Here is a 21,635-nt window from a genome sequence, read left to right on the forward strand (position 1 = left end):
CTTTTGTCAGCGAAGACGATTTTTCGGACATATACCTTTATTCGGCACTGGTGAACATGAATTTGGAAAGGCGGCAGGAAATTGCAGATTTTTATACGGGAAATCCGACCGCAAAAGATGCCGTTGCCTTTCTAAAAGATCTTTTTGGTATTGAAGGCGGCTCAATCACTTATTCAAACGGAAAATCAGGGTTCTGTGACTACAGTGGAAAAGGGCTTCGGATCAATATTTATCTGCCGGAAGGGGAGTATTCCCGATCTGTCACATGGAATACGGTGCAGAGGGAAATCCGCACTCTCATCTCCGAAGGGCGCTTTCTCACTCCGGCACCGATCCAGCGCACGGAGCAGCTTTCCCTGTTCGACTTGCCCGCCAGCGCCCCGGCGAAGCCACAAATAGCCCAACCAACCATACCGGAAGAACTTCCGGAAAAGCCCTCCGATTCCGTACCGGAAGGAATGGAGGATTTCTTTGCGATTGACACGGAAGAAGTCAAGCGCAGATTAAACGATCCCGCCGAGCAAAAGCATATTGACGAAATGCTGAAAGGCGCGGAAGCCGTATATCTGGAATCGCGTAGAAACTTTCCGCCTGAAAATTATCATTATTACGACCTTCAGGAAGTGACCGGCGGACAGAAAACGCACTATCGGCTCAATGTCGAGGCCATCCGAACGTTAAAGAAAGTGGAAAGCGAGAACCGTCTGGCCGACACCAGCGAGCAGACCGTGCTTTCCAAATACGTCGGGTGGGGCGGTATCCCACAGGTATTCGATAAAAACAATGAAAAATGGAGCGAGGAATATCAGGAGCTGAAAGAGCTTCTCACTCCGGAAGAATATGAAGCGGCGAGGGCTTCGACCCTCACCGCTTTTTATACGCCTCCCGCCGTCATTCAGGCCGTCCACACCGCGCTGAAGGATTTCGGATTCACCGGGGGAAATATTCTGGAACCGGCCTGCGGCACAGGCCGGTTTTTCGGTTTTCTTTCCGAGCGCGCGGAGAAAAACAGTAAACTGTTCGGCGTCGAACTGGACAATCTGACCGGACGAATCGCGCAGCAGCTCTACCAAAAAGCGCATATCCAGATCCGGGGCTTTGAAAAAGCGGCGTTTCCCGACAATTTCTTTGACATCGCCGTCGGGAACGTCCCCTTCGGTGAGTTTAAGGTTCCGGATCCCCGCTACGCGAAACACAATTTCCTGATTCACGACTATTTCTTTGCGAAAACGCTCGACAAAGTACGGCCCGGCGGAATGATTGCATTTGTCACCTCAAAAGGGACGATGGACAAGGCAAATCCGGCGGTGCGCCGATATATCGCGCAGCGCGCGGAGCTGATCGGCGCCATCCGTCTTCCCAACACCATGATGAAGACGGAGGCAAACACGGAAGTCACCGCGGACCTGATTTTCCTAAAAAAACGGGAACGCATGGTTGACATCGAACCGGAATGGGTCAACCTGACTTATCTCGACGGCGGGATCCCGGTCAACACCTATTTTGCCGATCACCCAGACATGATGCTCGGAACAATGGCGTTCGACGACCGGATGTACGGCAACGCCAAGGAAACTACTCTCCAGCCGAATCCTCAGTTGGATTGGCGCGAGGAACTGCCGGTTGCCGTTTCAGAATTGCATGGAACGTATGAAGAACCTGTCGTTGATCTTGAGGATGACGATCATGCCGTCACCATTCCGGCTGATCCGAATGTTAAAAATTTCAGCTATACCATAGCCGATGACGGCTGCATCTATTACCGGGAAAACAGTGAAATGGTTCTGAAAGAATTCACCGGCACCCGGGATAAGCGCATCCGCGGCATGATCGGAATCCGGAACGCCATGCGGGAAGTCATCCGCGTTCAGAGCAACGATTTCCCGGATCAGGCAATCAAGGAAACACAAAGCACCCTGAACCGCCTGTATGATACATTCACCCGAAAATACGGCCCGATTATTGGAACCGGCAACCGGCTGGCGTTCAATTCCGATTCCGACTATCCGCTTCTTTGCAGTCTTGAAAATATCGATGACGACAAAAGCGTCACCAAAGCCGCCATCTTCACCAAGAGAACCATCCGCCCCCCTCAGGCCGTTACACACGTAGATACGGCTGTGGAAGCTCTCCCCCATTCGCTAAACCAAAAGGGCTGCGTCGATCTTTCCTATATTGCTTCCCTTACCGGCAAACCGGAAGATCAGATAATTCGGGATCTGGAAGGAATCATTTTCAAGGACCCGATTGACGGGGCCTATCAGACCTCGGACGAATATCTGTCCGGCAACGTCCGGGCAAAGCTGAAAATTGCTCAGGAGATTGCGGAAAAGGACCCGCAGTATCAAGCGAACGTCAACGCCCTTATAAAAGTTCAGCCGGAGGATCTCAACGCCTCTCAGATTGACATCCGTCTCGGCTCCCCTCTGCTGGAATCCGGGGATGTCAAACAGTTTGTCACCGATTTACTGAATCCGCCGGAGTACGCCAAAAATTTCAAGGTTCTGTATCTTCCCTCCGAAGCACTCTGGAAAATCAACGGCATTTCCCACTCCCTGATGTCCTCCGACATCACCGCGAGCAAAACGTTCGGGACGCACCGGATCAACGGATATGAACTGATCGAGCTGTCTCTGAACCAAAAAACGCCGACTATTCGTGACCGGAAAGCCGACGACACCTATGAAATCAATTCAAAAGAAACCGCCGCGGCACGGGAAAAACAAAAAATCATCGAGCAGAAATTTGAGGACTGGATTTTCCGCGACCACGACCGCCGGGAACGGCTGGTCCGAAAGTATAACGATGTTTACAACAACATCCGGCTGCGCCAGTACGACGGCAGTTATCTGACATTCCCCGGCATGAATCCCGAAATCACCCTCCGCACCCATCAGCGCAATGCCGCCGCCCGGATTATCAGCAGCGGGAATACCCTGTTGGCACACTGCGTCGGCGCGGGGAAAACCTACACGATGATTGCGGCCGCAATGGAAGGGAAACGCCTGGGGCTGTGCAATAAAAGCATGTTTGTCGTTCCCGGCCACCTGATCGATCAGTGGGGCGCGGACATTCTCCGGCTGTATCCGGGCGCAAACGTTTTGCTGGCAACCAAAAAAGATTTTGAACGCTCAAAACGGCAGCGCCTGATCAGCCGCATCGCGACCGGGGACTATGATGCGGTCGTCATTGCCAACACCAGCTTTGAAAAGATCCCTGTCAGCCCGGAGCGCCAGGAACGGATGATCAAACAGCAAGTCGATTCTATCGTCGATGCGATGGAAATTGCGCAGTCTGAAGGGGACGAGGATTGGACCATCAAACAGATGGAGCGCACCAAAAGATCTCTGGAAGAGCAGTTGGAAAGTTTATCCGACCAAAGTAAAAAGGACGACCTTCTCACCTTTGAGGAACTCGGCGTCGATCAGATCTTTATCGACGAAGCGCAGTACTACAAGAACCTCTTCATCGCGACAAAAATGAACAATGTCGCAGGTATTTCTCAGAGCCATGCCCTTAAGTCCACAGATCTGCTGATAAAGTGTGAATACGTCAATGAACTGAATCACGGGCAGCGCGGCATTGTGTTTGCGACCGGAACGCCGGTTTCCAACAGCATGTCAGAGTTGTATGTTATGATGCGTTATCTGGAAAACGACAAGCTGAAGGAAATGGGATTCGAGCATTTCGACGCATGGGCCGCGCAGTACGGTCGAAAAGTATCTTCGCTCGAGCTGACGCCGGACGGAACCAAATACCGTTACCGGACCCGGTTCGCGGAATTTGTAAACCTGCCCGAGCTGATGAACCTCTACTCTCTCGTTGCAGATATTCAGACGGCGGAACAGTTAAAGCTCCCCGTCCCGAAAATGAAGGGCGGCAAGCCTGTGATCGTCGTCGCAAAACCAAGCCCCGACCAGCAGGAACTGGTCAAAGACATTATTCAATGTTTTGAACGGATCCATAACGCAGAGGTGGACCCGTCCGAGGACAACGCGCTGAAGGAAACCAGCCGGGGCCGGTTCGGCGCGCTGGACATGCGGATTCTCGACCCGTCCTATGAGGATTTTTCGGGAAGCAAGGTCAATCTGGCCGTTCAAAACATCCATGAAATCTGGAAAGAAAGCGAGTCAGTCCAAGGAACTCAAATGGTTTTCTGTGATCTTTCCACACCCCATTACGACGGCAGATTCAACGTGTACGACGACATGAAATCGAAACTGATTCAAATGGGCATTCCGGAAAATCAGGTCGCCTTTATTCACGACGCGCACACGGAAAAGCAAAAGGAACAGTTATTCGCGGACATGCGGGCCGGCAAAGTCCGAATTCTATTTGGCTCCACTTCCCGCATGGGTGCCGGAACCAACGCGCAAAGAAAAATTGTAGCAATCCACCATATGGACGCGCCCTGGCGTCCGGGCGATCTGGAACAACGCAATGGACGCGCTTTCCGTCAGGGCAATGAAAACGACGAAGTCGGTGAATACCGCTATGTAACGGAGGGGACCTTTGACGCGTTTTCATGGCAAATTCTCGAACAGAAGCAGAAGTTTATCTCGCAGGTATCCTCCGGGCGCTGCGTGGAACGTCACGCACAGGACATCGACGACACCGTACTGGATTACGCAACTGTAAAAATGCTTTCTACCAAGGATCCCCGCATCAAGGAACGGGAAGAACTCCGCGTCCGTGTAGCCGAGTTGAACGCTCTGAAAGCCCAGTTTAATTCCGAGAAGTACATGATGGAGGATGAGCTGCTGAAATTTGGCCCGCAGCGCGTCGCCAGAAACAAACAGGCAATTCAGAATCTGGAACGGGATATTGAACTCAGGAACAAAAGCTCCAAGAAAGAATTTGAAATCGATCTGTTTGGAAAAAATTACGACAAGCGTGAAACAGCCGGTGAAATCATCCTGCAAAAAGCGAACGCCTACCGGACGGACGGCGAATATCTGCCGATCGGCATGTACCGGGGGTTTCGGCTCGAGCTGACCTACAGCTCTTTTTCCCGGACCCATTCCATCGTCCTCTGCGGGAGCGCCCGGCATGTGGTCACAATGGGAGACAGCGCCGTCGGCTGCACGACGCGTTTAGATAATACTCTCAAGGAGATGGATCAAAAAATCGTTGCCTGCAGGAAAGAAATTGAGAAATCCAAACAGAGAATGTCGGAACTGGAAACACAGCTTAAAATCCCGTGGGACCATGAAGATGAGCTCAGCGAAAAAACTCTGCGGCTCGACAAGTTGAATATCGAACTTTCCAATGAAATGGGAACCGACAAGGAGGTGGTTCTGGACACGGAACCGATTCAACAGGAATCTGAAACCGAGGTGGAAGAAAATGAAATGGATTTAGGCATGTAAACATTGTGCGGCCGGGAAATCCCGGCCGCGGTTTTATTGAAATTCGCAAACGCTTGCGAATTTGAAAGGAGATGAGATTGGTTGTTTGAAAAACTGGTGTATATTTGTTCTCCTTATCATGGAGTCATGGAACGAAACCGTCTAAATGCCGTGGAATACTGCGAATACGCCGCCCAAATGGGCGTGATTCCCTTGGCGCCGCACACCATCTTTACGCAATACCTGGACGATGACGTTCCCTCTCAACGTGAAGTCGGGCTAAAGATGGGTTTGGAGCTGCTAAGACGGTGTGACGAACTCTGGGTCTTTGGCTCCGTTATCACGGAAGGGATGGAACAGGAAATTATTGAAGCGAATATCTCGCAGATTCCCATCCGGCTTTTACCGGATTTCAATATTCATCAGGAAACGCCTCTCGAACCGGATGAGGCGGATCTGCAGTTTGAATTATAAAGGAGTGTTACTCATGATCAAAAATCCAAGATTTCAATCGAAGCTAAAAAAAGTACTTATGGTTTCCCTGATGCTTGCCCTGATCGCTCCAGTTTTCTCCATGCCGGTTTTTGCCGCAACGGACACGGTTGACATTGCGGGACCCATTGTTAATGTTTTTACGAACTATATACAGCCCCAAGTTGAAAAACTCGTTGATTATGTCGTCCTTCCCCTCATTGATGTTTATATACTCATCAGGCTTATTATCAGCATCGTGTCTTCTGTCCACAATTACCGCCGCGCCGGTGAGCTGGACTGGACGCATTCCGGAATCTTACTGTTGACGCTTATCTTCACCATGACTGTCTCTATCTGGATGTGGGGAGTAATCCATTGGGGCAGTCCAGCGTAAGGAAGTGATACCGTGTTTACTTATGGAAATTCCATGGACCAGCTTTTCACTTGGGTCTATTATCTGTTAATTAACAGCCTGAATGATTTCACTCAATACATTGGGAATATGGGTGCGGATTTGTTCGACAACGCAATCGTCAAGGCAATCTTATTGTTTTTCTGGTGGATCGGCGTCACCGTTCTGTTAATCGGAATTGTAATCGCCATTGCGCAATTCGGAATCGGATACGATTCCGGAAAATCCAACTTCGTTGAAACGCTGTCCAATATTATTAAAGCCATGATGGTTACGGCCCTTTTCACAACAGTTCCGGTAAAAGTATTCCAGCTGTCCATCTCCACGGAAAGTGCTATCAGCAGGCTTATCAACGGCGGCAGCCTGCTGATCAATAACTCAAACACAGCCGCAGGCTCTGATACATCGAATTCGCTCATCAGCAGCATATCCAGCTTCTTTACGGCGATGATTGCCAGCAATCCGGTTTTGAGCGTGATTGGATCCCTCGCCGGAGGAGGTTCCTCTAGTTCCCAGCATATCCCGACTTTTATGAATCTTTTATTTCTCATCGCTTTTTGCTATGGCTTTTTCAAGGTTTTGTTCGGCAACTTAAAACGCGGGGGAATTCTTATGATACAAATTTGCACCTGCCCCTTTTACATCATGTCTCTTGCGATGGGATATTCGGATGGATTTACAGGTTGGTACCGACAGATTCTCGGCATTTGCTTCACCTCATTTCTGCAAAATCTTTTGCTGGCCCTTGGCCTGATGGTATTCCAAACTCAGATGGTAGTCGGGACCGGGGTCATGCTGGCAGCGGCGGAGGTTCCGCGGATTGCCGGACGGTACGGCCTTGAAACGTCCGTACGCTCCAATTTCACACAAGTATCCTACGCCGCGCGTTCCGCAATGTCGCTGGTAAAAGCGATTGGACGATAATGGTACCGGGAGGTTCAAGAAATATGAAATTTTATTATCCGGACAATCTGGAGGCTCCGCCGACTCTTCTCCTTTGGACGATTCGGGACATCTCCATTATTGCCACTTTTCTATCAATTTCGTTGATCGTAGCAGTTTATTGGCTTTCAATCTTTCCCCCTATTCCTGTAATCTTCTACGCAATTTTAACCCTGCGCCTTGAAGATATCAGCGTGCTGGAATTTTTACAAAAAGTCGGGCGTCATTTTATTACGGACCAAAAGGTCTTTATGTGGTCGCAGGAGGGACAACATGAGTCTGCAGGACAAACTGAAAAAAAATAAAAAACTGTCTGTACGGAAACTGATCGGGGCGGCATCCATCAAGGATTGCTGCCTCATGAATTATTCCGGCGAGAAAACGGCTTTTTTAATTCTTACGCCGTCAAATTTATCCATCTTACCGGACAATGAAGTCGTTGGCAAAATCAAGCGGCTTACGGCAATCCATGAGGAAATCGGAACCGCCGACTATATCTGCATTAATTCGACTCAGAGTTATGACCAAAACAAACACTTCATCAGAAATCTGGAATCATCCGAACGCAATCAGAAACTGCGCGAGCTGGATCAGCAGGATCTCCGCTTTCTGGATGACATACAAATCAAAATGGCGACAAGCCGTGAATTCATGGCTGCGTTCCACTTTTCGCCGCGGGATTCCATGGAACATGTGGAGATGGTTTTAAATAAGGCGGTGCAGATTTTTAAAAACAACAGCTTCGCAACCCGCATCGCATCAAAAAACGATTTGAAACGCTGTCTCGCCATCAACCTCGAACAGGATATTTACGAAGACACTTCACAGGATTTTGACGGAGAAAACCATTTGAAAGTACTGGAGATGAAAAAATGAACGCATTAATGGATCCGGAACCGAAAGAGACGCCACAGAAAGAAACTGATGAAGACCTCATTTTACACTGGTACCGGCAGGCGGCTTTCTCCGATGACAACCAGCGTCAGGCCGTTCTTTGCGCCGACCTTCAGGACGGTCCGGACTGGTATTTCACCGCGGCAAACAATGGAGACAAATATGCGCAATATGCCCTCGGCATGATGTATCTGCATGGAAAGCTGATGCCGCAAAACAGCACGAAAGCCGCCATGTGGCTTTCAAAAGCGGCTCGTTCCGATATTTGCTTCGCGTGCTACGAATCCGCAAAGCTATGCGATGCCGGTATTGGGATCGACCGTGACCCGGATTCGGCAAACCAACTTTATCAGAAAGCGTTTCGTTTGTTTTCGCAGGCCGAGCAAAAATCACCGAACCCACAAATTGAGCGCTCTCTGGCTGAGATCTATGAAAAAGGGCTCGGTCGGCCAAAAGACGAAAACCTCGCCGGCTTTTGGAGAATGACCGCTTCCAATGCAACTGGCGGCGATGTGATTGAAGAAAACGGACCGCAGCAGGACTACCGGGAAGATACGCCGGAGGAAGAACCCTCAATAAAGCTCTTGAAACCAGCAAAAACAGAAAAGCAAAAAAAGAACGTGATTCCTCTGTTTTCCGCAAAAAAGTCAAAAGCGGCGAAAACGAAACCGGCAAAAGAAAAACGGACTGCCGCCCCTCAAGCATATCCCGACGAAATACAGGATTTTCTTGATATGATCATGCCTTCTGCCATTGACTTTTCTCATCAGGACTTTTTTGTCTGTGGAAATACCTTTCGATGCGTATGGGTCATCCGCGAATATCCGACCTCCACCGAAGATAAGGCACTGCTCAAAGAGCTGGGCGAGATGAACGGCGTCACCTTACGGATCTACACCCGTCCGGTGACGCCGTTCGAAGAACGCAAGTTGTTTCTCAAAGCGGAACGAAAAAACCGTTTCAGCCTGCATAACGCCCACAGCATCCAGGATTCAACCGAAGCCGCCGACAACCTGAATGACATGGAAGTGATGGCGAAACGCCTCCATCAAACAAAAGAAAAACTTATGCACTGCGCTGTTTTTCTGGAACTGGTTGCCCGCTCCATAGAAGACCTGACAAAATTGCAGAATGACGTCATCTCCTTTTTCGCCCGTACAAAAATCGTTTACGACCGGCTTTGGATTCAGCAAAAAGAGGGCTTTCTTACAATGAATCTGTTTGGGAGCAATAAATTCAAGTCTCAGTTTGAACGGATTCTCCCGTCCTCTTCTGTTGCAAACCTTTATCCTTTTTGTTACTCCGGCAAAACGGATCCGGACGGAATGTTTATCGGCCGGGACGTGGACGGGACAAACATCATTGTCAACTTTGACCGGCGCAGCCTGGATAAAACAAATGGGCATATTCTGATTTTGGGCAACACAGGCGAAGGCAAAAGCTATCTGCTCAAACTCATCATTACCCTGTTCCGTCAAATGGGCAAAAAGTTCTACATCCTTGATCCTGACGATGAGTATAAAGACCTGACCGAAAATACGGGCGGCTGCTACATCGACATGATGGCGGGCAAATATTTCATCAATGTTTTGGAGCCAAGGCTCTGGACCGACAAGGCGGATGAAGACAAAAGCGCACCCGCCGCGTTTCGAAAAAAGACACGTCTGAGCCAACATATTGCATATCTGCGTGATTTTTTTCAGGCATATAAGCATTTCCCGTCCGATCAGCTCGACACCCTTGAAATCCTTCTGGAAAAACTGTACCGGAATTTTAGCATCACCGATGAGACCGACTTTGAAAAGCTTCAGCCGGAAGACTACCCGATCCTGTCGGATTTGTTCGCACTGGCGCAAAACGAACTGGAACATTATGGTGAAGACGAAAATCGGCTCTACACAAAAGACCTGCTCCGTACTCTGACACTCGGCCTTCGTGAGATCTGTGTCGGAAGTGAAAGCACCTTTTTTAACGGCCATACCAACATCACAAACGCGGACTTCATTGATTTCAGCGTCAAGGACATGCTCTCGACCAATGAAAACCTGAAAAACGCAATGTTCATGAACATCCTCTCCTATATGTCACACAAGTTTCTGACGGAAGGCGCCGCGGAAATCGCGATTGACGAGCTGCACCTGTTTCTCGGCAATAAAATCGCAATCGACTACATACGCTCGTTCTCAAAGCGCGGCCGTAAAAAAGATTCCGGAATCATTCTCGCCAGCCAGAACGTCGAAGATTTCATGCTGCCGGAAGTCATTTCATACACAAAACCGCTTCTTTCCATTCCGACTCATTCCTTTTTGTTCCATCCGGGCGACAACTGCGATGTCAGAGAATTTCAGCGTTTGCTTTCCGTGCGTGAATGCGAATACGATCTGATCGCCGAATCCCATCAGGGTTACTGCCTCTACAAATGCGGGACCGAACGGTATCACCTGCATGTGGAGGCACCTGAGTATAAGGCGGAGCTGTTCGGCGCGGCAGGAGGCAAATAGCCATGCCTGTCGCTCTAAGGCTCCTGCCGCTTCTCAAGGATGAACGAGTACGCAACGCATTGATCGGCATCGCTGTATGTTTCATCCTGCTTTTGTCGGCTCTCAACCATACCATAACCAATCACAACCTGCAATGGTACGGCAACAACACGGTTGCTTCGGAGTTTGCCCCTTTGGTAACGAAAGCATCGGAAAAAATCGATGAGGGAAACCTTAGCACTCAGCTGCTCTACGCATCTTATATCGTTCTCTTCGATAACGACCGGTATCCGGAAAAGGAGACTGTAAGAAAGCGCCTGATCGCCTGCTTTTATCATACTGTTAAAGGAAAGGATGAAGACGGGAACCCGATAAAAATAACAGAGGCTATTTCCGACCACACATCAATTTTTGACCGGATTGAGGACAAATTCGGCATCTCAATCAGTACGCAGCAGCGCAATACTATCACAGCCCTTGCCCAACTGTTTAACGGCGGCAGCTCCTACATTCTTTCCGGAAGCGTGACGGAATACTACAGTACCATTCAGAAATATTGCAAAAAATACGGCATATCCGATTTTGCAGCTTTGGTGGAAGCCGTGATGCAGCAGGAAAGCGGCGGTTCCGGCAGCGACCCGATGCAGTGCTCCGAATGCCCTTACAATACGAAATTTCCGAATACGCCGAACGCAATCACCGATCCAGATTACTCCATCCAAATCGGCGTTAAATATCTGGCAAGCTGCCTGAAAGCGGCAAATTGCAAATCTCCGGACGACACATCCGGTATCAGCCTTGCCCTTCAGGGTTACAATTTCGGCAACGGTTATATCTCCTGGGCGCTGGACCGCGGCGGATACACCGCAGAAAACGCGTTGGAATTCTCTCAGATGGAAATCAGCAAGTTTCACACGTCAGGTTACGGCGATGTCAATTATGTCAGCCATGTTCTGCGGTATTACGATGAATTCAAAAACACAACCACCGGTGACGGCACTTTCATCTACCCCCTTCAGAAGGGAAAGTTTACGATTTCCTCCGGCTTCGGACAACGGACGGACCCAATCACCGGCGGGACGGAGTTTCACAAAGGAATCGATCTTGCGGCCCCAAAGGGTACGCCGATCCATGCCAGTGCGGCCGGAACGGTTATTTACGCCCAGTTTGCCACTCATCCCTATTCCGGATACGGCAATCTGGTGATCATCCGCAATTCTTCTTCCCTTGTGACCATGTACGGACACTGTTCGGAGCTGCTTGTCTCCGTCGGCCAAACGGTTCAGCAAGGACAACTCATCGCAAAGGTCGGCAGCACGGGAAACTCCACCGGCAACCATTGCCACTTTGAAATTCGGGTCAACGGCTCCAGCGTGAACCCCCTGTCCTACCTGTAAGAACCAACGCCAGGGAAAAGAAAAAAAGTGTTGTTTTTTCTCTGCTTTAGGCGCGTCTATATCTCTTTTAAAATGTTTGAATATTAGAGATAAAGTGAAAAAAGCTATTGACATTGTGGCTACATTGTGGTATCATATAATTGTTCCAAAGGGATGAACAAAATAACGCGGCCCGGCGACAAGGGCAGAAAGAGGAATCATTATGAGCACGAAAATTACTTATGTCCACGCAGACCATTTTGATTTGGGTACAACTGATTGTGGATTTGACCAGCAGCGGAATTATATCATTGTTGGCGACGGTTACACGTTCGGTGACTGGCTGGCAGACCGTGGTGTGCGGTTCAATCAAGACAGCGATGACCAGAACACATATTTTCTATTAGATGATGATTTATCAACTGAAACCTGCACAGGCGAAGCTTACATGATTCTGAAATCTGAGCCAACCGAAGAAGAATTACAAGGCTAAGAAATTAGGCCGGGAAACCGGCCCATATTTTTAGGAGGATTGATTTTGTGTTAATCAACGGCGCATGGTGTATCAACCATACCGACTGAAATTGTTCTGGAATGGTATCATATGATTGTAGTCAAGAAAGACTACCAAATAACGCGGCCCGGCGATAAGGGCAGAAAGAGGAACCAATATGAAATCATTTCTTTCAGCTAATCTTGAAAAATACCTTAAGGATGGGTGGCAAGTAGTATCCTATACCCACGGACAGCCCGCCCCAGAAAACAAACGCAGCAATCTTTATGCGGCTATGGAAAGTGCCAAGGCACAGCATCCTGAAGCAAAAGAATTTGATTATGTTCTCGGAGGACATCGCCGTAATTATAGTGACGGATTTGAAATTGCCGTGATTATGCGTTAATATCTCACCGCCTTCGGGCGGTAATTCTGCGCAGCACAGCCTCCACGAGGCGCAGGGTGGGCAACACGGGAACGTGGCTAATGTGACTTAAAATGCAGCCCAGCGTTACGGGCGAAAGAAGGAATTTTTTATGAAAATCGCACCAAGCAAAGAACTTATTTCAGGTATCCGCGCCGGTCTTCAAGCGTTACGTGAAAATCTTGTCGAGCCGATGGGATTAAGCATCACTGCACACGACGGCAAATTTGGGTGGGGCTTTTACAAATATAAAGCATTACCCGGTCATCCGCATCCCGGTAATGCCGGTAATGGATGGAGCCATCCAGTAAATACTCCCGTGTTAGCCGCACATGCTCCGCGCGATTGGCCTAAGGATGGTTCTTTCCCGCGGGACGTTAAATGCACACTGAATGACGTTAAGGCATTTGTACAGGCGGTTGCTGATGGAGCAGCATTAGGTCGAGATTATACTTTAGAAGTCGCATGGCGCAAAGGATCTGCACCTGATATGTGCGTTGACGGAGCTGTCGGTATTTTGTCCGATATTAATATTTTACGCGGCGGAGCGGAGAACTACGCTTATTATCCTGATAGCATTGATGAAGTCAGCCTTGTTAGCAAAAATGGCGAACCGGTTGACACGGCGAAAGAAGAACTCTGGAAGGGAAAGTTTCGCCGCCTTAAAGACAACGAGCAGATATCAACCAACGCTTACATGCAGCCGCCTAAAGTAGACAATCCTATTGTTGTTGCAGGCGCGTGGTATGTTGACAGTTTGCCGGGAGGTATTGTGGCAGAATTGACAGATGGCAAACTCGTATCTTTTTCTATCTCTCCGTTGCGCGCCATTGATGCAGCTACACTTAAATCGTATGACGGTGAGCATCCTCGTAAGCAACATGGTTCCCCCTTACCTAAGCCCCTTTATCCATTTTACGGTCTTGAAAAAAACGACGAAAGTCTATCTGAGATTCTCCGGCTTCGTGTCACCCCGTCCGAAAAAGCTGCCTTTGAAGCATATGCCGCCAGTTTGGAGCCGCGCCAGAATGTATCCGACGTGCTGCGCGAATTTATCCGGTCAAAAATATGAAAAATCAGAAAATCTGCGTTGTGTGTGGCAAACTGTTCTATGCCCCGCCGTCGTCCGAAAAAATCTGCTGTTCCCGTGAATGTTCCCACGTTTTACGCGAACGTCGTGCAAATGCCGGGATCTATGATGATTCGATCTGCCGTGCGAATCAAATCGCGCATTCAGACCCAAAAATGCAGCGCGGCCCGGATAACATAAATGCTAAAACATGGCGCATACAGGCCCCTGACGGGACAATTTACGAATGCTATAATCTGCTGGATTGGCTGCGAAACCACGCTGAAATGCTGGACGGTACACCCAGGCAGGCATGGGACGGAATCGTAAAAATAAAATATTCCATGCAGGGCAAGCGGAAACATCCATCGATGCAATGGAAGGGTTGGAAGCTGCTGGCGTGGGGCTGCGAGAGAAACTGCAAGAAAATAAAATGAAAGATGAATCAATCAATATGACATTTTATTTACTTCTGATCAGTGCCACCGGATATGATAAATCCGGTGGTTTTTTGCTGCCTCCGCAAAGAAAAACAGCATTGTTTTTCTCTGCTTTAGGCACACCCTTCTACGATATTACTCAAGTGACATATGAAATTTTCTGAAAGAAAAAGGGAGCGATTCAAGTGGAAAATCTTTATAAATATCAAGGTACAGTTAGCGAAATCGGATTCAAAGACAATGGGTACAAAGCGCGCGCGAATCTTGTTCTTGGCGACATCGGTGATTGGAACAAAGCCCCCGTCAGGATTGAGGCCTTCGGCGGTCTGGCCAACTATATAAACGAAATCGGTTGCACCGACGCTGAAGAACGGTACATCAAAGCAGACTGGTATTATGACCGCAACCTTTATTTGCATCGAATTGAAATTCCAAGCTCCAACGAGCTGATCCCCGCAAAGGTAATCACTCAGGATGATTGGCTTTCCGATGATCTTGTGATATTCGGCCCGCAGGATTATATCGAAACAGACGTCCCGGAACCAATGAATCATGAGCAAAACGTCGCATGGTGCAACTACAAATTTGGAATCAGGACGCCTGAAGAAGCCCTCTTTTCCGACCGGCTTTTTGAAAAAAAAGGTACCGAAATCATCCCTGGTCAGACCTACACGAATCATAACGGCAGCGACTATCTCTGCAAATCCATTCAGGATTCCAACAGCGCCGTCATGGAACGCGTAAAGGACAAATGGACACTCGTCGCTCATGGTATTGAAAAATACGAAGATGGAACCATTGAATGGGACTATTCCACCGGCGGGCATTGGGAAAAAGAGCCGATGATGTCACAGGAAAATACTCGTGCAGAGGAAATTGAAGAGGAGCAGGAGGACGAAAGCCAGCAGCTAACACTTTAAATTTGAAAAAATGCCGCAGCCGTCTGAATCAATTTTCGGCGGCTTTTGTTTGATCCAAATGCGATAAAACAGATTGTTTTTTCTCTGCTTTAGGCGATATCAGCTACGGGAAACACCACCCTGTCCTATCGGGTAACGGGGAGAAAGGACTAAAAATGCGAATCACTGGATACAAAGTTTCAATCGGAGATCAACATATTGGCTCAACACCCATCGAAGAACAAGCCATTGACGCAGCGAAAGCCTATGCCGTTGAAAAAGGAGCTACCGTGTCTGTAATAGCTTTTATCGACGATGGCCGTACCCGCGAAATCAACGTGCATCCTGACGGCACCCTTGACCGACTTTGGGAAAAAAGCAGCACCACTATCGTACCTGGTTGCACCTACACCAATCACAACGGCGGTGATTACCTTTGCCAATCAATCCCCGATGATAACAGCGCCGTCATGGAACGCGTAAAGGACAAATGGACACTCGTCGCTCACGGTATTGAAAAATACGAAGATGGAACCATTGAATGGGACTACTCCACCGGCGGGCATTGGAAAAAAGAGCCGATGATGTCACAGGAAAATACTCGTGCAGAGGAAATTGAAGAGGAACAGGAGGACGAAAGCCAGCAGCTAACACTTTAAATTTGGAAAAATGCCGCAGCCGTCTGAATCAATTTTCGGCGGCTTTTGTTTGATCCAAATGCGATAAAACAGATTGTTTTTTCTCTGCTTTAGGCGCTTCCCATCTGCCAGAAACCCAAAGCGAAATGCATAAAAAGCGAGGTGAATATTTTGAAAACCATCACTTTGAAATTAAAGATTGAACCGGAAAAACTGAGCGCCACCCGCCAGTTCATGGACGAAAAAGGCCTCAATTTTGATGAAGAATTGAGCGAAGAAATCGCCCGTCTTTACAAAAAGCATGTTCCCGCAGCCGTCCGGAAATACATTGAACGCAGCGCTTCCACAGCGCCGCAGGAACAAGATCGAAGAGCTGATTCCGAACCGGTCCAAAGTGATTTCACAGCTCATTCTGAGCCGTGAAAGGCTCAAATTCCCGGAGACATAATTTTCTCTTTGGTAATAATAGAACGCCCAAAATACCTGGTTTTCTTATTGCAGGATAAAGCAGTGCCACCATTCTGGTGACACTGCACATCACAACGCCCCGCAGTGCGGGGCGTTCTTAGATTTTTACCTTGGTGGCAAAAAATAAAACTTGGTGGCAAATCTCACGGCACAGCGTTTACATTATTGAACAGTTTCCTGATTATAGCTAGAAAAATGATTGCCACCAAAAGTGCCACCATAATTAAGGAGGCTCTCATGCCAGAATTTATTAACTCAAGGACACTCAGCGACGAATCTATCGAACCAACCCAAAAGCTGAAAGGGACAGTTTATTTGACAAAAGACACCTATTTGAAAATTGACAGTCTTATAAAGCTCTCGGGGGATACCCCATCTCGTAACGACATCATTGAAAAAGCCGTTGATTTTTATTTTGGCTACAGCACGTCGCAGCTCAGTCAGGATTATCTTTGCTCCGTGTTCGGCCAGAAGATCGAGGGACTTATTGGAAGCTTGGGGACAAGAGTATCGCGCGGCAATTTCCGGTATGCCGTCGAGTTGGATGTGCTATCGAAGATGGTTGCGTCCGTTCTTCACCTCACCGGCGACCAATACGGCAAAATGCGGAAGAAATCCATCGACGAAGTGAAGAGAACCAATGGAACCATCGACATTATGAAATCCATCAATGAAAATGAATCCGAATTTCTGCCGCCCAAGTAGGAGGAATGTTATGAATGAACAGAGAAATAATTTTTGCAGGAATGCATGAAAGATTCAAAGGTGCTGATATGCTAATCACAGACCCAAAATGTGAGATTCTTAAAATCGACGCATCAAAACAGGAGCATGAAGAACTGAATTCAAATAATTCTGACGATCGGGATATGCAAAGACTTCTTCAAATCACCTATGGAATCAGAAATCTAAATGATGACCTTTCTCAGGCAGTCGATCAGTTTTTGGACAACAGTGATAACATAACTCAGGAATCAGTAGAGCGGCTCAAAGAAAGCATGATAGATAATCTTATAAAGGGAGCTCATTATCAGAGACTCCTGGATCTGTTTCAAGAATACAGGGAAAAGAAATCTGATATAATTTCAGAATTAATAGGAGCTGGTCGAAACGAATGAAATCACATGGCTACGAATTCGAAGCCGGGGCTGGCATCGAACTTATCTCTGCCGACAGGAACTACACATGATGGGTTATACGTTTGATGCAAAGACAAAGGAATGGATTCAACAGGCAATGGCGGACAATATTGAAGAGTCAAAAGCGTATTGCAGACGGCGAGGATTCCAACTCATCATTGATCTTCCTCAGTACCGAAGGAACTCCACATACAGAAAAGCATTTTTTGAATCCCACCCGGGACTGTTCGGGAGGGATTTTTATTTTTGTTCCTACTGTGGGAAGCTCCTGCGCAAAGACCGGGTTACCGTCGATCATCTCCTTGCAGTCAGGGCGGTTCAGAAGAGCCGATTCCTTCAATGGTTTTTGAAAAAGCTGAAGATCAAAAATGTGAACGACCAAAAAAATCTCGTTCCGGCCTGCGCCCGATGCAATGAACGGAAAGGAACAAAAACCGGATTCTGGTTGCTGCGCGGGCTGATCGGCTGTCACTCCGCATTCTGGATCTCTTGCTATGTTTTACTTCTGTGCGCAATCACCGCATTCTTTCTCTTCTGCATTCCCGCAATTCAGTCATTGAAATAAACGACAAAGGAGGGGTTCATCCTGTCCGGTGCAAGAATCATTTTTAACTCCGAATATTTTCACATCGCGCGCCCCGGCGAGCAGGCCGGAAAATTTGCGATGACAAAAGACCAGGCGCGAAATTTCGTCAACTATGTTGCCACCCGGGAAGGCGTTTCCCTCAACTTCAATTCGCTTGAACTGAGCGAAGAGGAATTGAACCGAAAGGCGACGATCCGGCAGGAACACACCATTGACGGATTGCTCCGAGAGGTTCCCGCCGCGAAAGATACGTTTGAATACGAGGATTACAAAAATAATCCGACAATTGGAAATGCTTCTGAACTGATTGCCCGAGCCGCGGAAATGGGCTTTGGGGAAACACAGACGGGAAAAACCGTCGGGATCGATGAAGCAAAAAATTATGTTGAATACGTCGCCAAACGTCCGGGGGCGGTTCGGGAAGGCGCTCACGGACTTTTTTCATCTACGCCGAATCTTGACCTGGATAAAATTGCCGACGAGGTTGCCGCCTATCAGGGCCGTATCTGGAGGAACGTCATCTCCATTCGCCGGGAAGACGCCGACAAGCTCGGGTACGACACCCAAAAGCCGTGGAAAGAAGCGGTTCAGCAGCAGATAGATACGATTGCAAAAAATTTTCACATTCCCCCGGAGCATCTTTGCTGGTACGCAGGAATGCACAACACCGGCCACCATCCCCATATTCATCTCTTTGTTTACAGCACCAATCCGAAAGAGGGACATCTTAACGAGACCGGCATTAAAAATATTAAAAGGGGTTTTTCTAAAGTCATCTTTGCGGATGAACGGTTGCACCTCTATGAGCAGAAAGACGAAGCCCGGGAAAAACTGAAATCCCAGGTTGATGAACTTCTTTCTCATCTTGATCTTTCCGGAAGTCAGTTTCCCGACCATCAGGCTGAGAAAATCTATCAGAACCTGCTTCAGCTGGGATCGGCGGTTCAAAATCAGCCGGGGCGCCATTTCTATAAATACCTTTCGAAGGATCTGAAACAGCAAACGGATCAGCTCCTGACGGAACTGGCGTCCGCGCCGGACATCAAGAAGCTATACGCCCTTTACTGCGAACAACAGCAGAGTCTGGAGCGAATGTATGTCAATGAACCGTCGGAACTCCCCATATCGGAAAACAAAGAACTTTATTTTCTCAAAAACAAGGTGATTCAGCACGCTGAAAAACTCGCGGGCGCTGTGATCGGCGTCGACCCTGCCAACGAAACCAGTAAAACAAGCGATAGCGATCCGTCTGGAAAAAAGCAGAATGACATTCCTGCCGAGAATGAACTATTTGAAACCATCTTACCTTCTTCGGAACCGACCGACGAAGAGAATATCAATTCCTTGTGGAAGAACGTTCCACCGGAACCTGAATCAAATGAGCCGGATGAAGAGTCCGAAGGGCCTTACCTGGAAGCTCTGCCTGAAGAACCGGAGCCAAGCCCCCAGGATGATATTTCGTCCATGTCCGTTTTTGAACTGCAGGAAAAAGCAATCGGGCTGAACGGAAATGCTTCCGCTCGATATGAACTTGCCAAACGATTTTTTTATGGCCAAGGAGTTGATCGGGATTATGAGAAAGCCAGAATGTGGTTTGGCCTCGCCGCAGACAGTGGTCATACTCTCGCAAAATATCAGTTGGGTAAAATGTACCTCTACGGAATCGGAATCGAAAAGGATCTCAATTTAGGGAAAGAGTACTGTCTCGACGTATTTTATGATATTACGAACGAGCTTCAGCAAAAGACGGGAGCTTCGTTCCATGATGACCTCTGCTTTCCGGGGACGGAAACAGATCATTCCCACTATGCCTATTTAGAGTATCTTGTCGGGCGAATGGAGCTTGCAGGCGAAGGTGTGAAGCAGAACGACCAGAACGCATTTCTCTGGTTTAGGGCCTCCGCGCTTCACGGCCATGTTCATTCCGAATACCTGTTGGCGAAAATGTACTACGACGGGCGCGGAACCGTACAGGATCGTGAAGAAGCTCTCAGATTATACCAGGATGCCGCGGATCAGGAAGACAAATACGCGTGTTACGCGGCTGGCCGTATGCTGCTGCGCGGGATAGGAGCTCCGGAGGATGCCAACGCGGCGGCTTCTTATTTCATGAAAGCCTCCAAACAAAACGTGCCGTATGCCGATTTTGCTCTTGCCCGGTTATGTGAATCAGGAACCGGGGTTAGCAAGGATGAAACTGCCGCTCGTGCTCTTTACAAAAAGGCACTGGATGAATTTATCGACCAGGAGCAGGATCAACCGGATGGGTTCACAGAATACCGTATCGCTGAAATGTACCTTCTAGGGAGAGGAACCCAGGTTGATTCCGCTAAGGCCGAAGAATGGTTTCAAAAAGCTGTGGAATTTGGGAATCCTCAGGCAGCATACGAACTGGCCGGGCTATATGCTGCCGGAACCGGCGTTGGAATCAACACGGACAAAGCAAATGACCTTTATCAGATCGCATTAAAAGGATTTCTGGATTCTGAACAGGAAAACCCGAACGCCGGTCAGGAATACAAAATCGCCGGCATGTACGAAAAGGGTCTGGGTACGGAAATAAAGATTCAGGAAGCACTCAGATGGTATGAGACTGCCGCCGATCACGGTCACGGTTATGCTCAGTATCAATACAGCTCCTTATGCAAAGAAACAAATCCTCTTGCGGCGAACCGGTACTTTCACATGGCCTTACAAACGTTTTTAAAGGAAGAACGAGAGTCTGCCGATACCCAACGCGAATACAAGATTGCCAAAATGCTTCTGCAACTCCGAGACAGCTCTGCCATGCCGCAAAGGTTCAATTATGAGCAGGCAGCAGCTCAGTGGCTTGAAAAAGCCGCAAACGACGGAAACGCCTTCGCAGCGTTTGAAGCGGCGCGTTTGCTGGAACAAAAACCTTACAGTAGTTCCGATGCAGAAACTATTTGTTTTTACTATCAGTTGGCACTAACCGGTTTTTGTGACCTCTTTTCCGATAAAACTACTGCTTCAGACACACGGGCAAGGCTTGCGTCAAAAATAGCAAGAATGTACCTAAAGGGCAATGGAACCGTCGTCCGGGAAGACGAGGCGTTTCGTTGGTTTTCAAAAGCTGCGGAGCTGGGAGATCTGTCGGCACAATACCAGATCGGAAAAATGCTTCTGGACGGGACAGGTTGTGACATGGACGGAAATGAGGCTTTCCGCATTTTTATCGACGCTGCCATAAGGGGAAATGTATTTGCACAGTACCAGATCGGCAAGATGTATGAAGCAGGAATCGGCACGGCAAAGGATTCCTTTCAGTCTGAATATTGGTTTCGCACGGCGGCGGCCAATGGCAATGAAGCGGCACAAAATCATTTGAATTATCTGGAACATCAAAAGGATTACGATGCTCAAACCATTGTCGGTTCTTTCCTGCGCATGCTCGGATCCGGAATCAATGACAGAATTGAGGACAGCACCACGCATCGGTTCGGCCCGGACAGAAAAGCCATGAAAAAACGGCGCCAGCAAAAAGCCGCGCTCGGTCAAAAAGAAGACGAGCTGGATGAAGTCATGTAAAGGA

General features: G+C 48.4%; 19 protein-coding genes. All 19 read left to right on the forward strand.

Annotated features, from left to right (window positions below; translation table 11 throughout):
- Nucleotides 1-56 precede the first annotated feature (56 nt).
- On the forward strand, nucleotides 57-5,369 hold the full coding sequence (locus tag HCR03_RS04620; protein ID WP_187036868.1) for an SNF2-related protein: 5,313 nt from the start codon (nucleotides 57-59) through the stop codon (nucleotides 5,367-5,369).
- Between the two features lie 81 nt (nucleotides 5,370-5,450).
- The gene (locus HCR03_RS04625) at nucleotides 5,451-5,822 is read left to right on the forward strand and encodes a DUF7768 domain-containing protein (RefSeq protein WP_187036870.1); all 372 of its coding nucleotides are present in this window, start codon (nucleotides 5,451-5,453) and stop codon (nucleotides 5,820-5,822) included.
- 13 nt (nucleotides 5,823-5,835) lie between these two features.
- Nucleotides 5,836-6,216, forward strand: a complete 381-nt coding sequence (locus HCR03_RS04630) for a DUF3852 family protein (RefSeq protein WP_187036872.1) — start codon at nucleotides 5,836-5,838, stop codon at nucleotides 6,214-6,216.
- Nucleotides 6,217-6,228: 12 nt separating this feature from the next.
- Complete coding sequence (locus HCR03_RS04635) at nucleotides 6,229-7,158, forward strand: conjugal transfer protein TrbL family protein (protein ID WP_187036874.1); 930 nt, start codon at nucleotides 6,229-6,231, stop codon at nucleotides 7,156-7,158.
- A gap of 23 nt (nucleotides 7,159-7,181) precedes the next feature.
- Nucleotides 7,182-7,481 (forward strand): hypothetical protein, encoded by a 300-nt coding sequence (locus HCR03_RS04640; RefSeq protein WP_187036876.1) that lies wholly within the window; start codon nucleotides 7,182-7,184, stop codon nucleotides 7,479-7,481.
- The gene (locus HCR03_RS04645; RefSeq protein WP_187036878.1) at nucleotides 7,450-8,052 is read left to right on the forward strand and encodes a hypothetical protein; all 603 of its coding nucleotides are present in this window, start codon (nucleotides 7,450-7,452) and stop codon (nucleotides 8,050-8,052) included. The genes HCR03_RS04640 and HCR03_RS04645 overlap by 32 nt, the downstream gene beginning before the upstream one ends.
- Complete coding sequence (locus HCR03_RS04650) at nucleotides 8,049-10,571, forward strand: ATP-binding protein (RefSeq protein ID WP_187036880.1); 2,523 nt, start codon at nucleotides 8,049-8,051, stop codon at nucleotides 10,569-10,571. The genes HCR03_RS04645 and HCR03_RS04650 overlap by 4 nt, the downstream gene beginning before the upstream one ends.
- 2 nt (nucleotides 10,572-10,573) lie before the next feature.
- Nucleotides 10,574-11,947, forward strand: a complete 1,374-nt coding sequence (locus HCR03_RS04655; protein ID WP_228725104.1) for a peptidoglycan DD-metalloendopeptidase family protein — start codon at nucleotides 10,574-10,576, stop codon at nucleotides 11,945-11,947.
- 202 nt (nucleotides 11,948-12,149) lie between these two features.
- Nucleotides 12,150-12,419: a hypothetical protein gene (locus HCR03_RS04660; protein ID WP_187036882.1), complete on the forward strand. Its 270-nt coding sequence runs from the start codon at nucleotides 12,150-12,152 to the stop codon at nucleotides 12,417-12,419.
- Between the two features lie 178 nt (nucleotides 12,420-12,597).
- The gene (locus tag HCR03_RS04665) at nucleotides 12,598-12,825 is read left to right on the forward strand and encodes a hypothetical protein (RefSeq protein ID WP_187036883.1); all 228 of its coding nucleotides are present in this window, start codon (nucleotides 12,598-12,600) and stop codon (nucleotides 12,823-12,825) included.
- Nucleotides 12,826-12,955: 130 nt separating this feature from the next.
- A complete protein-coding gene (locus HCR03_RS04670; protein WP_187036885.1) occupies nucleotides 12,956-13,915 on the forward strand; it encodes a hypothetical protein in 960 nt (319 codons plus the stop codon).
- 310 nt (nucleotides 13,916-14,225) lie between these two features.
- Nucleotides 14,226-14,516, forward strand: a complete 291-nt coding sequence (locus HCR03_RS04675; RefSeq protein ID WP_187036887.1) for a hypothetical protein — start codon at nucleotides 14,226-14,228, stop codon at nucleotides 14,514-14,516.
- Between the two features lie 21 nt (nucleotides 14,517-14,537).
- Nucleotides 14,538-15,272 (forward strand): hypothetical protein, encoded by a 735-nt coding sequence (locus tag HCR03_RS04680; RefSeq protein ID WP_187036888.1) that lies wholly within the window; start codon nucleotides 14,538-14,540, stop codon nucleotides 15,270-15,272.
- Between the two features lie 155 nt (nucleotides 15,273-15,427).
- The gene (locus tag HCR03_RS04685; protein ID WP_187036890.1) at nucleotides 15,428-15,910 is read left to right on the forward strand and encodes a hypothetical protein; all 483 of its coding nucleotides are present in this window, start codon (nucleotides 15,428-15,430) and stop codon (nucleotides 15,908-15,910) included.
- Nucleotides 15,911-16,060: 150 nt separating this feature from the next.
- A complete protein-coding gene (locus tag HCR03_RS04690; RefSeq protein WP_187036892.1) occupies nucleotides 16,061-16,312 on the forward strand; it encodes a hypothetical protein in 252 nt (83 codons plus the stop codon).
- Between the two features lie 282 nt (nucleotides 16,313-16,594).
- On the forward strand, nucleotides 16,595-17,062 hold the full coding sequence (locus HCR03_RS04695) for a hypothetical protein (protein ID WP_187036893.1): 468 nt from the start codon (nucleotides 16,595-16,597) through the stop codon (nucleotides 17,060-17,062).
- 14 nt (nucleotides 17,063-17,076) lie between these two features.
- On the forward strand, nucleotides 17,077-17,475 hold the full coding sequence (locus tag HCR03_RS04700) for a hypothetical protein (RefSeq protein WP_187036895.1): 399 nt from the start codon (nucleotides 17,077-17,079) through the stop codon (nucleotides 17,473-17,475).
- A gap of 67 nt (nucleotides 17,476-17,542) precedes the next feature.
- On the forward strand, nucleotides 17,543-18,061 hold the full coding sequence (locus HCR03_RS04705; RefSeq protein ID WP_187036897.1) for an HNH endonuclease: 519 nt from the start codon (nucleotides 17,543-17,545) through the stop codon (nucleotides 18,059-18,061).
- A gap of 99 nt (nucleotides 18,062-18,160) precedes the next feature.
- Complete coding sequence (gene mobP3, locus HCR03_RS04710; RefSeq protein WP_187036899.1) at nucleotides 18,161-21,631, forward strand: MobP3 family relaxase; 3,471 nt, start codon at nucleotides 18,161-18,163, stop codon at nucleotides 21,629-21,631.
- Nucleotides 21,632-21,635 lie beyond the last annotated feature (4 nt).

It is taken from the genome of Caproicibacter fermentans, from assembly GCF_014303955.1.
Classification (GTDB): domain Bacteria; phylum Bacillota; class Clostridia; order Oscillospirales; family Acutalibacteraceae; genus Caproicibacter; species Caproicibacter fermentans.

Excerpts from the sequence above, each read along its gene's own strand:
- HCR03_RS04620 (WP_187036868.1), top strand. The coding sequence starts at position 57 with ATGAATTTGGAAAGGCGGCAGGAAATTGCAGATTTTTATACGGGAAAT.
- HCR03_RS04630 (WP_187036872.1), top strand. The coding sequence starts at position 5,836 with ATGATCAAAAATCCAAGATTTCAATCGAAGCTAAAAAAAGTACTTATG.
- HCR03_RS04640 (WP_187036876.1), top strand. The coding sequence starts at position 7,182 with ATGAAATTTTATTATCCGGACAATCTGGAGGCTCCGCCGACTCTTCTC.
- HCR03_RS04645 (WP_187036878.1), top strand. The coding sequence starts at position 7,450 with ATGAGTCTGCAGGACAAACTGAAAAAAAATAAAAAACTGTCTGTACGG.
- HCR03_RS04650 (WP_187036880.1), top strand. The coding sequence starts at position 8,049 with ATGAACGCATTAATGGATCCGGAACCGAAAGAGACGCCACAGAAAGAA.
- HCR03_RS04655 (WP_228725104.1), top strand. The coding sequence starts at position 10,574 with ATGCCTGTCGCTCTAAGGCTCCTGCCGCTTCTCAAGGATGAACGAGTA.
- HCR03_RS04660 (WP_187036882.1), top strand. The coding sequence starts at position 12,150 with ATGAGCACGAAAATTACTTATGTCCACGCAGACCATTTTGATTTGGGT.
- HCR03_RS04665 (WP_187036883.1), top strand. The coding sequence starts at position 12,598 with ATGAAATCATTTCTTTCAGCTAATCTTGAAAAATACCTTAAGGATGGG.
- HCR03_RS04670 (WP_187036885.1), top strand. The coding sequence starts at position 12,956 with ATGAAAATCGCACCAAGCAAAGAACTTATTTCAGGTATCCGCGCCGGT.
- HCR03_RS04675 (WP_187036887.1), top strand. The coding sequence starts at position 14,226 with ATGGGACGGAATCGTAAAAATAAAATATTCCATGCAGGGCAAGCGGAA.
- HCR03_RS04685 (WP_187036890.1), top strand. The coding sequence starts at position 15,428 with ATGCGAATCACTGGATACAAAGTTTCAATCGGAGATCAACATATTGGC.
- HCR03_RS04695 (WP_187036893.1), top strand. The coding sequence starts at position 16,595 with ATGCCAGAATTTATTAACTCAAGGACACTCAGCGACGAATCTATCGAA.
- HCR03_RS04700 (WP_187036895.1), top strand. The coding sequence starts at position 17,077 with ATGAACAGAGAAATAATTTTTGCAGGAATGCATGAAAGATTCAAAGGT.
- HCR03_RS04705 (WP_187036897.1), top strand. The coding sequence starts at position 17,543 with ATGATGGGTTATACGTTTGATGCAAAGACAAAGGAATGGATTCAACAG.
- mobP3 (WP_187036899.1), top strand. The coding sequence starts at position 18,161 with ATGACAAAAGACCAGGCGCGAAATTTCGTCAACTATGTTGCCACCCGG.